The sequence below is a fragment of the Pseudomonas agronomica genome (genome assembly GCF_025917275.1).
Classification (GTDB): Bacteria; Pseudomonadota; Gammaproteobacteria; order Pseudomonadales; family Pseudomonadaceae; genus Aquipseudomonas; species Aquipseudomonas agronomica.
In genome coordinates this window covers 1-9,745 of record NZ_JAOSHO010000167.1, presented here as the reverse complement: position 1 = coordinate 9,745, position 9,745 = coordinate 1, and the positions used below count along the sequence as shown (strand labels likewise).

Here is a 9,745-nt window from a genome sequence, read left to right as displayed (position 1 = left end):
AGGGCCGGCGCAAAAGCCTCTGCATGAAACCAATTGCCAACCCCGTGCTCGAAGCACTAGCACAAGGGACTTGTGGTATGCCGCTTCCCTGCTGGTAGTTTGAGGTGAGAGTCGTTCCATGAAGTTCTTATCCCAGAGTAACGGGTGTCCCGGTTGGGACGGAGAGATGGCCCGGCGCATCCGGGCGCACGATTGGAGTCGCACCGAACTGGGTGCGATCGAGCATTGGTCCGCCAGCTTGCGCAGCGCGGTCCAAGTGATGCTGGCGTCGCCCTTGCCGATGGTCATGTTGTGGGGCCGCCAGGGCTTCATGATCTACAACGATGCCTATGCCGAATTTGCCGGCGGTCGCCATCCGTACCTGCTGGGACGGGCGGTGGAGTTGGGGTGGCCGGAGGTGGCCGAGTTCAACCGCCATGTATTGGACGTGTGCCTGGCTGGCGGCACGTTGTCCTACCGCAGCAAGGAACTGGTGCTGCTGCGTGACGGCAAGCCCGAAGACGTCTGGATGGATCTCTACTACAGCCCGGTGCCGGACGATGACCAATCGCCGGCCGGCGTGTTGGCGATCGTGGTGGAAACTACCGAACTGGTGCTGAGCGAGCGGGCCCGGCAAGAGGCCGAGCGCAGCTATCGCGCGGTCAATGAGCGCATCCAGCTGGCGCTTTCTGCTGGGCCGTTGCTGGGGTCGTTTGTTTGGGATATCACCACCGACACACTGTCTGGCGACGAGCGTTTCGCCCGTACGTTTGGCTATCCGCCTGAGTGCCCGCTGGATGCACTGCCCATCGAGATTGCTCGCCAGCGCATCCATCCCGATGACATCGAGGACGTGGAGCAGCGGGTCGATCTGACCTTGCGCACGGGCGTTCCCTACACCGCTGAATACCGTTTGCGTCGTGCCGAGGGCGATTACCTTTGGGTGCTGGCCAGCGGTCGATGCGAGTTCGATGCGTTGGGCAAGCCCCTGCGTTTTCCCGGCGTGCTGATCGACATCAACGAGCGCAAGGCCGCCGAAGCGTCGCTGCTCAAGTTCACCCGCGACCTGGAGCAGCGCGTCGATAATGAGGTCCAGGCGCGCTTGGCGGCTGAAGAACAGTTGCGCCAATCGCAGAAACTCGAAGCCATCGGCGGGCTCACTGGCGGCGTCGCCCATGACTTCAACAACCTGCTCCAGGTGATTGCCGGCAACCTGCATTTGCTGGCTCGCCACGAGCCTGACAATCCCAACGTGCAACGGCGGGTCGGCGCGTCGATCGAAGCGGTGGAGCGGGGCGCCAAGCTGTCATCGCAGTTGCTGGCTTTCGCCCGTCGCCAGCCGCTGTCGCCGGCGGTCTACAATCCTCGACGCATCTACGATGGCCTGGGCGAATTGCTGCAACGGGCGCTGGGGGAAACCATCCGGATCGAGGTGTCGTTGCCCCCGGAGCCGTGGTGCATCCATGTCGATCGCAACCAGTTGGAAAACGCCCTGCTGAATTTGGCGATCAACGCGCGCGATGCCATGGGTGGCGAAGGCGTCATCAGCATGGTCGGGGAAAATATTGCCCTGGACGAGTCGTCCTGCGCTGGCAAAGGTGTCGTGGCCGGTGATTACGTACGGTTGTCGGTGATCGATCGTGGCGCCGGCATGGCGCCTGAAGTGTTGAACCAGGTGTTCGAGCCGTTCTTTACCACCAAGACCGATGGCCAGGGCACCGGGCTCGGATTGAGCATGGTGTTCGGGTTCGTCAAGCAGAGTGGCGGGCATATCGAGATTGCCAGTCACCCGGGGGAAGGCACGCAAGTGCATATGTATTTCCCCCGCAGCCATAAGCCTGAATCCCCGGAACAGGCGCACCCGCGCACGCTCCAGCCCGGCCTGGAGGAAACGATCCTGGTGGTCGAGGATAACGATGACGTGCGCGCGGCGTCGGTGGAGTTGCTGGAGCAGTTCGGTTATCGAACCCTGACCGCCGCCAACGGCGACGAGGCCATGGAGTTGTTGCTCGACGGCGTCTCGGTGGACCTGATCTTCACTGATGTGGTCATGCCCGGCCTGATCAAGAGCTCTGACCTGGCGGCCTGGGCCAAGGTGCAGACCCCGCCGGTGCCGGTCCTGTTCACGTCGGGACACACCCGCGACATCATTTCGCGTAACCACCAGTTGAGCCCCGATACGCATCTGTTGAGCAAGCCGTATAGCCCGGATGCGCTGGCGCGGATGGTCAGCTCAGTGCTGGAAGAATGAGCCCGACGCGGCAAAAGAATGGAACCCAAGCCGTCGTCCTGCCTTCGAATAACCAGGGCCGATCACTATTCGGCCTTGTCATGAACGAGGTGTCTAATGAGCGACTCTGCAAATACTCAGCAACAAGGCCAGACGCAAACCCCGTCCTCGCGTAACGATCCGGCTGTCGATCCTCAAGTGGCGAATAACCAGCCTGCCAATTCGGCTGAGACACACGAGGCTCATAGTGCTGCCCGTGAGGTCGATCAGAAGAAACATCATCAGGACAATGACAACACCTACAGCCCGGGTTTCAAGCCGGAACCGGATCGGCCTGGACCGGGTGACAAGACGGATGCCGATATCGACACTGCCGACAGCTGATCAACAAAAAGCCCGACTCGAGAGTCGGGCTTTCTTATTCGATAGGACGTTATTTACTGGGGTGGGCCGCTTGAAGCTTCTTGGCCATCTCCAGGTGATGCTGCAAGTCCGGCAGCATTTTCTGGGCAAACGCCTTGAGCTCGGTATTGCCAGGCTTCTTGTCATCAGTGACCGTCTCGGCCTCTTTCTTGAACAGGGCAACGGTCTCTTCGTGAGCCATCACCTGGTTATTCGCATAGGCCGGATCGAAGGACTCGTCGCGCACGTCGAGAATCTTGGCCTTGGCTTTCTTCATCAACGTGGTGTCGTCCGGTACCTCGATGTCATGTTTCTTCGCCAGCGCCTTCAGCTCTTCGTTGGCCTTGGTGTGGTCGGCAATCATCTTGTTGGCGAACTCCTTGATGTCCGCCGATTGGCTTTTCTGCAGGGCCAGCTTGCCTGTTTCGATTTCCGCAATACCGCCGGCCGCCGCGTTGTCGACGAAGTCGTTGGAGGTCGCGGCCCATGCCATGCCCATGCTGCTACTCAGGGCAACAGCCAGGCCGAGTTGACGCAGGGTAAATCTGTCCATAGGTAAGTCTCCACACAGGTTGTACAGGTGTTTCTCTGGGTACTGATCAATGGAGGGGAAAGCGCGGGGGAAGGTTTGATCGAAGCGCGTCGCGGCACGACGAACGGTCACCGCTGGTCGGATTGGCGGTCGACAGAAGCCGACTGGCAAGGCCATGCTGATGACAGGCAGTGCCCCGAAAAGCACTCGCCACCGAACTCACGAAGGAGGTGCTCCATGCCGGTGTCCCATGATCTCTGCCAGGATCTGAAGTGCACAGAAGAAGACATCCTGAAAAAACGCCGAGAGGACGAGAGTCTCGACGCGTTGATCAAACAATACGCCAAGCTTGATGCCGAGGTGGTGAAGGCCGAGAAACCACCTGCGGTCCTTGCTGATGCGGCCTTGGAGACGCTCAAGAAGGAGCGGTTGCAAATCAAGGACCAGATCGCCGCGCGGATGCAGAAGTAGCCATGACGGCCATCCGCTAAGCGCTTTTGTGGCGAGGGAGCTTGCTCCCGCTGGGCCGCGAAGCGGCCCCACCCCATCCATCAGCCCAGCGGATCCCAACGCTGGGACCAGTCACTGCCGGTCTTGACGATCTCTCGCAGCACCTCGAATGCCTGTTGCAGCGCCGCCGAATCCCGGTCCCTGGAATACACCAGGTAGGTCGGGTAATTGAATTCCGGCGCCTTGGGCACCCGCTCCAGAATGCCGCTGTCCAGGTAGCTCTGTACGACCCGCGTGCGGAAATAGCCGCTGCCGCCGTTCTCCAGGATGTACTGCAGCGCCAGGGGGCCGAGATTGAAGGTTACGGCGGCCTTGGCCTTGTCCGGCAGCGCTGTGTCGTGCTGACGGCGGAAGTCGGCGCTCCAGTCGATGTATACGTAGGGCTCGGGACGAGTGGCCAGGCGCACGAGGATGAGTTTTTCTTCCAGCAACTGCTCGACCTGCAGCCTCGGCCAATATTCGGGCTGATACACCACCGCGGCATCCAGCAACCCCAACTCCAATTGCTGTAGCAGTTTTTCACCGTCGCGGATGTCCATGCGCAAGGCATGGCCGGGGATCTTCCGGCGCAGCTCGCCGGCCCAGGCGAGCATCAAGGGATTGCACAAGCTGACCTCGCCGCCGAGATGCAAGACGTTGCGATAGCCCTCGGGCAACGGCAGGTCCCGGCGGGCGGCTTCCCAGGTCTGCACAAGCTGGTTGGCATAGACCACGAAGGCTTCGCCATCGGCGGTCAATCGTGCGCCGGCCCGGTTGCGCACGAACAGCGCGCAGCCAAGCTGGCTTTCGAGCTTCTGTACCCGGGCGGTAATCGCCGTCTGGGTGACGTGCAACTTTTCCGCCGCAGCGGCGAGGCTGCCGTGGCGGACGATTTCCAGGAAGGTGCGGGCGAGGTCGATGTCCATGTTCAGGCCGAAGCGGGTGGAGCGGGCATTGTAAGAGTTGGCCCAGCGATCCGATACCATCCACATTTCTGTGGGAGCGAGCCTGCTCGCAAAAAACAAAAATCCCGCCACAAGGGCGGGATTGGATTACAGCCAGGATTCGAACCCGATCTCAGGCTGGGAACAGCTCGGCCAGTTTCATCGACAGCATCATGTCGCCTTCCACGCGCAGCTTGCCGCCCATGAACGCCTGCATGCCGTCGGTCTCGCCGCTGACGATGCCCTTGAGGGTCTCGCTGTCCAGGACCAGCGTGCAGTTGGCGTCAGGATGTTCGCCTTCCTGGATGTCACAAGTGCCGTCCTTGACGATCAGGGCGTACTGCTTGTCTTCATCGGTAATGTTGAAACCGAATACCAGGTCCAGGCCGGCAGCGGCGGCTGGGTTGAACTTGGCTTGCATGGCTTTTACGGCGTCGGCTACGGAGGTCATGGTTTCGATCCTTATTCGGGGTAATACAGCAAGGGTCTACAGCAAACCGGACTCAGCGGAAGGTGATGAGGTCCGGGGTCTTCAACAGTTGCAGGTGGGCATGACTGTTGAAGGAAGCCAGGGCCACCTCGCGGCCCCTGAATTTCAATTGGTTGAGCGAGGTGTTGACGATCTGCCAGTTCAGCTCGAAAGCCTGTTTGGCGGGCATCTGGGTAATCAGGTGGAGCAGGGCGGTGATGGTTCCGCCGGAGGTGAATACGGCGATCTTGTGGGACTTGTCGGCATTGTCGAGGATCCGGTGCAGGCCGCCCTGGACCCGCTCGACGAAGCCCAGCCAGCTTTCCAGCCCGGGCGGATCATAGCGGCCACTGAGCCAACGCTCGACGATTAGCGCAAAGATGCGTTGGAATTCGGCGCGGTTCTGGGCGGCGTTGCGGAGGATATGCAGCGCTTCGGGCTCTTGGGGGAGCATATCTGGCAAGAGCGCGCGAATGACCGCGTCGGCATCGAACTCGTCGAACGCGGCGTCGATCTCCAACTCGGGAACCGGCAGCCCGGCGGCGGCCATCTGGCCCAGCGCCCCGGTGGCCGTGTCCTGCTGGCGACGCAGCTCGCCCGAGAGGCAGCGATCGAACACGACACCCAGCTCCGCCAGGTGGCTGCCGAGCACTTGCGCCTGGCGTATGCCATTGGGCGAAAGGACATCGTAGTCATCCGCACCGAAGGAGGCCTGGCCATGTCGAATCAGATAAATGCTGCCCACGTCCGCGTCATCCCGGTACGTTGAAGGTTTGGCGAGGTTATGAGGATGGCGTTGGCCTGTCAATGAAAAAACATACGCTTGTTTGAAATGACCGTTACAGCCCGTCCTGTCTCAGCCGCGTTACGTAACGGCGGGTTTCATGGCTGGCAGCAGGGCAAGCGCATGGGTATGCTGGCAGCGTTACGCGCCTGCGTTCAGTGGCGCATTGCATTTAAGGAGTCGCTGTGGAGTTTTTTGTCGAGTACGCCGGTTTCCTGGCCAAGACGGTGACGCTGGTGATCGCCATTCTGGTGGTCATGGCCAGTTTTGCTGCGCTGCGCAGCAAGGGGCGGCGCAAGTCGGCCGGGCAATTGCAGGTCAGCAAGCTCAACGATTTCTATAAAGGGTTGCGCGAGCGCCTGGAGCAGACGCTGCTGGACAAGGACCAGCTCAAGGCCTTGCGCAAGCGCGAAGGCAAGGCTGAAAAAGCCGGGAAGAAACAGAAAGACAAACCGGCGGCCAAGCCACGGGTGTTCGTGCTGGATTTCGACGGCGACATCAAGGCCTCCGCCACCGAAAGCCTGCGCCACGAAATCACTGCGCTGCTGACCCTTGCGACCCCGAAGGACGAAGTGGTCCTGCGCCTGGAAAGCGGTGGCGGCATGGTCCACAGCTACGGCCTGGCCTCGTCGCAACTGGCGCGAATTCGCCAGGCTGGCGTGCCGTTGACGGTGTGCATCGACAAGGTGGCGGCCAGCGGCGGCTACATGATGGCGTGCATCGGCGAGAAGATCATCAGCGCTCCGTTCGCCGTCCTGGGTTCCATCGGCGTCGTGGCCCAGTTGCCCAACGTCAATCGGTTGCTGAAGAAACACGACATCGACTTCGAAGTGCTGACTGCGGGCGAGTACAAGCGAACGCTGACGGTGTTTGGCGAGAACACCGAGAAGGGCCGGGAGAAGTTCCAGGAAGACCTGGACATTACCCATGCGTTGTTCAAGAACTTCGTGTCCAACTATCGCCCGCAACTGGCAATCGACGAAGTGGCCACCGGTGAGGTCTGGCTCGGTGTCGCCGCGCTGGAAAAACGCCTGGTGGACGAGCTCAAGACCAGCGATGAATACCTGGCCGAACGGGCCAAGGGCGCCGAGCTTTATCACCTGCACTACGCCGAACGCAAAAGCCTGCAAGAGCGCATCGGCATGGCGGCCAGCGGTTCGGTGGATCGAGTGTTGCTCAGTTGGTGGAGTCGGTTGACCCAGCAGCGGTTTTGGTAATTCGAGGCGGGTGGCCACCACTAAACCCTATGGGAGCGAGCTTGCTCGCGATAGCGGTTTGCCCGGGCAGGCGATGTTGAATGTGCCGCCGCCATCGCGAGCAAGCTCGCTCCCACATGGGGCCAAGGTGGGCTGAAGATTAGGTTCTGCTCCCAATATCCATCAACAAAAAAAGCCCTGAACCGGTCACCCGGTCCAGGGCTTCTTCATGCATCAGTTTCAGCGACGACGAAACAGCGGCAGCGGCTCGTCAGTGGCGGCCTGATAAGTCACCGAGAAATCCTTGAGGCTTTCAAGGGCTTCATACGGGTCTTTGTCGGCACGCAGGGCAAAGGCGTCGAAGCCGCAACGGCGCATGTAGAACAGTTGGTCGCGCAGCACGTCGCCAATGGCGCGCAGTTCACCCTTGAAACCATAGCGCTCACGCAACAGACGAGCGTTGGAGTAGCTGCGTCCGTCGGTGAAGGCCGGGAAGTTCAGGGCGATGACCTGCAGCTGGTTGGCGTCGTCACCGATTTCTTCCGCTTCCTCGTCGGCGTCCAGCCACACACCCAGGCCGCCGTCGCGGGCTTTCAAAGCGTGTGCATGATCGCGCCACAGGGCCAGGGGCACGATCAGGTCGTCGCAGTTGGAAATGCCATCGAGGGTCGCGTCCTTGGGCAGCAAGTGCCAGCTCTCGTCGATGACTTCGTTGTTCTTAATGATTCGCTGCATAGACGCGTTCCTTGAAGAGGTCGATGCCGATACGTTGATAAGTGTCGATGAAACGTTCGTCTTCGGTACGTTGTTCGATGTACACGTCGATCAGCTTCTCGATCACATCCGGCATGTCATCCTGGGCAAACGAGGGGCCGAGGATCTTGCCCAGGCTGGCGTCGCGGCTGCCGCTGCCGCCGAGGGAGACCTGGTAGAACTCTTCGCCTTTCTTGTCCACGCCCAGGATGCCAATGTGGCCGACGTGGTGGTGACCACAGGCGTTCATGCAGCCGGAAATGTTCAGGTCCAGCTCGCCGATGTCGAACAGGTAGTCCAGGTCGTCGAAGCGGCGCTGGATAGATTCGGCGATCGGGATCGACTTGGCGTTCGCCAGCGAGCAGAAATCACCGCCCGGGCAGCAGATGATGTCGGTCAACAGGCCGATGTTCGGGGTGGCGAAACCTTGTTCGCGCAACTCGCCCCACAGGGTGAACAACTGGCTCTGCTCAACGTCCGCCAGGATGATGTTCTGCTCGTGGGAGGTGCGCAGTTGGCCGAAGCTGTAGCGCTCGGCCAGGTCGGCGACGGCGTCCAGTTGCTTGTCGGTGATGTCGCCGGGCGCAACGCCGGTCGGTTTCAGCGACAGGGTCACCGCGACGTAGCCCGGCTTCTTGTGGGCCAGGGTATTGCGGGTGCGCCAGCGGGCGAAACCTGGGTGTTCCTTATCGAGGGCAGCCAGTTCGGCGTCCTGGTTGTCCAGGGCTTTATAGGCTGGGTCGACGAAGTGCTTGGCGACGCGATGCACTTCGGCTTCGGTCAGGGTGGTCTGGCCGCCGCGCAGGTGGACCATTTCGGCCTCGACCTTTTCGGCGAACACTTCAGGCGTGAGCGCCTTGACCAGGATCTTGATACGCGCCTTGTACTTGTTGTCGCGACGGCCATAGCGGTTGTACACCCGCAGGATGGCGTCGAGGTAGCTCAACAGGTCCTGCCACGGCAAGAACTCGTTGATGAACGCGCCGACCACCGGGGTACGTCCCAGGCCGCCACCCACCAGCACGCGGAAGCCCAGCTCGCCGGCGGCGTTGTAGACCGCTTCCAGGCCGATGTCATGGACTTCGATGGCCGCGCGGTCCGAGCTCGAGCCATTGATGGCGATCTTGAATTTGCGCGGCAGGTAGGCGAATTCCGGGTGGAACGTGGTCCATTGGCGAACGATTTCGCACCACGGACGTGGGTCGATCAACTCATCGGCCGAGACGCCGGCGAACTGGTCGGTGGTGACGTTGCGCAGGCAGTTGCCGCTGGTCTGGATCGCGTGCATCTGCACGGTGGCCAGTTCGGCCAGGATCTCAGGCACATCTTCCAGGGCCGGCCAGTTGTACTGGACGTTCTGCCGGGTACTGATGTGGGCGTAGCCCTTGTCATAGTCGCGGGCAATCTGGGCCAGCTTGCGCACCTGGCGCGAGGTCAGTTGGCCATAGGGCACCGCTACGCGCAGCATCGGCGCGAAGCGTTGGATATACAGGCCATTCTGCAAGCGCAGAGGGCGGAATTCTTCTTCGCTCAGCTCGCCTGCCAGATAGCGTCGGGTCTGATCACGGAACTGCTTGACGCGGTCCTCGATGATCCGCTGATCGTACTCGTCATATACGTACATATAAGTCTCGTTCTCAGGCTTGGGCCGATCAGAAACAGCTGCAGGTTGGCTCGCTGAAATCGGGTTCTGCCTCGGCAATTCTGCGCGCACGGCCGCGCACTCCTAAAGGAGCCGGTGCAAGATACCTGTTTTGAGTTATGCGCAAAAGTGATGTTTGAGTATATGTAAAGAACCAAATCGACTAATGAGATTGATTATTGCCTAATCCACATTTGTCGTGCGGGCAATCATCGTCTTAACTGTGGTCGAGTCCCTATGCAATCACCTACAAAACCGACAAGAGGCGATGCAATGAGCAATCCGACCAAAGCAAGGAAAAGCGACAGTACCGTTGACGCCTGGG

The 9,745-nt window shown here is 60.6% G+C and carries 10 protein-coding genes; 4 read left to right on the top strand and 6 right to left on the bottom strand.

Annotated features, from left to right (window positions below):
• Positions 1–118: 118 nt before the first annotated feature.
• Together OC610_RS13935 and OC610_RS13930 are read left to right on the top strand one after the other, a co-directional pair.
• Positions 119–2,230, top strand: coding sequence for an ATP-binding protein (locus OC610_RS13935; protein WP_264428417.1), 2,112 nt, complete (start codon positions 119–121; stop codon positions 2,228–2,230).
• Between the two features lie 96 nt (positions 2,231–2,326).
• Positions 2,327–2,593 carry a hypothetical protein gene (locus OC610_RS13930; protein ID WP_030137959.1) on the top strand — a complete coding sequence of 89 codons (267 nt, stop codon included), beginning with the start codon at positions 2,327–2,329 and terminating at the stop codon, positions 2,591–2,593.
• A gap of 49 nt (positions 2,594–2,642) precedes the next feature.
• On the opposite strand, the gene OC610_RS13925 is transcribed toward OC610_RS13930, so the two are convergent.
• The gene (locus tag OC610_RS13925; RefSeq protein WP_030137960.1) at positions 2,643–3,164 is read right to left on the bottom strand and encodes a DUF4142 domain-containing protein; all 522 of its coding nucleotides are present in this window, start codon (positions 3,162–3,164) and stop codon (positions 2,643–2,645) included.
• A gap of 216 nt (positions 3,165–3,380) precedes the next feature.
• On the opposite strand from OC610_RS13925, the gene OC610_RS13920 reads away from it, so the two are divergent.
• Positions 3,381–3,614 (top strand): YdcH family protein, encoded by a 234-nt coding sequence (locus tag OC610_RS13920; RefSeq protein ID WP_264428415.1) that lies wholly within the window; start codon positions 3,381–3,383, stop codon positions 3,612–3,614.
• 80 nt (positions 3,615–3,694) lie between these two features.
• On the opposite strand, the gene OC610_RS13915 is transcribed toward OC610_RS13920, so the two are convergent.
• The 3 genes from OC610_RS13915 to OC610_RS13905 form a co-directional block, all read right to left on the bottom strand.
• Positions 3,695–4,558: a LysR family transcriptional regulator gene (locus OC610_RS13915; RefSeq protein WP_264428419.1), complete on the bottom strand. Its 864-nt coding sequence runs from the start codon at positions 4,556–4,558 to the stop codon at positions 3,695–3,697.
• Between the two features lie 151 nt (positions 4,559–4,709).
• Positions 4,710–5,027, bottom strand: coding sequence for an SCP2 sterol-binding domain-containing protein (locus OC610_RS13910; protein ID WP_264428412.1), 318 nt, complete (start codon positions 5,025–5,027; stop codon positions 4,710–4,712).
• A gap of 52 nt (positions 5,028–5,079) precedes the next feature.
• Complete coding sequence (locus OC610_RS13905; RefSeq protein WP_264428410.1) at positions 5,080–5,790, bottom strand: histidine phosphatase family protein; 711 nt, start codon at positions 5,788–5,790, stop codon at positions 5,080–5,082.
• A gap of 224 nt (positions 5,791–6,014) precedes the next feature.
• Between OC610_RS13905 and sohB the strand changes: the two genes are divergently transcribed.
• A complete protein-coding gene (gene sohB / locus OC610_RS13900; RefSeq protein ID WP_249875297.1) occupies positions 6,015–7,046 on the top strand; it encodes a protease SohB in 1,032 nt (343 codons plus the stop codon).
• A gap of 219 nt (positions 7,047–7,265) precedes the next feature.
• On the opposite strand, the gene OC610_RS13895 is transcribed toward sohB, so the two are convergent.
• Complete coding sequence (locus OC610_RS13895) at positions 7,266–7,760, bottom strand: DUF934 domain-containing protein (RefSeq protein ID WP_264428407.1); 495 nt, start codon at positions 7,758–7,760, stop codon at positions 7,266–7,268.
• Complete coding sequence (locus tag OC610_RS13890; RefSeq protein ID WP_264428405.1) at positions 7,744–9,402, bottom strand: nitrite/sulfite reductase; 1,659 nt, start codon at positions 9,400–9,402, stop codon at positions 7,744–7,746. The genes OC610_RS13895 and OC610_RS13890 overlap by 17 nt, the downstream gene beginning before the upstream one ends.
• Positions 9,403–9,745: the final 343 nt, after the last annotated feature.

What these genes read in the sequence shown, in the direction of transcription:
- OC610_RS13935 (WP_264428417.1), top strand. Translation starts at nt 119, where the DNA reads ATGAAGTTCTTATCCCAGAGTAACGGGTGTCCCGGTTGGGACGGAGAG.
- OC610_RS13930 (WP_030137959.1), top strand. Translation starts at nt 2,327, where the DNA reads ATGAGCGACTCTGCAAATACTCAGCAACAAGGCCAGACGCAAACCCCG.
- OC610_RS13925 (WP_030137960.1), bottom strand. Translation starts at nt 3,164, where the DNA reads ATGGACAGATTTACCCTGCGTCAACTCGGCCTGGCTGTTGCCCTGAGT.
- OC610_RS13920 (WP_264428415.1), top strand. Translation starts at nt 3,381, where the DNA reads ATGCCGGTGTCCCATGATCTCTGCCAGGATCTGAAGTGCACAGAAGAA.
- OC610_RS13915 (WP_264428419.1), bottom strand. Translation starts at nt 4,558, where the DNA reads ATGGACATCGACCTCGCCCGCACCTTCCTGGAAATCGTCCGCCACGGC.
- OC610_RS13910 (WP_264428412.1), bottom strand. Translation starts at nt 5,027, where the DNA reads ATGACCTCCGTAGCCGACGCCGTAAAAGCCATGCAAGCCAAGTTCAAC.
- OC610_RS13895 (WP_264428407.1), bottom strand. Translation starts at nt 7,760, where the DNA reads ATGCAGCGAATCATTAAGAACAACGAAGTCATCGACGAGAGCTGGCAC.
- OC610_RS13890 (WP_264428405.1), bottom strand. Translation starts at nt 9,402, where the DNA reads ATGTACGTATATGACGAGTACGATCAGCGGATCATCGAGGACCGCGTC.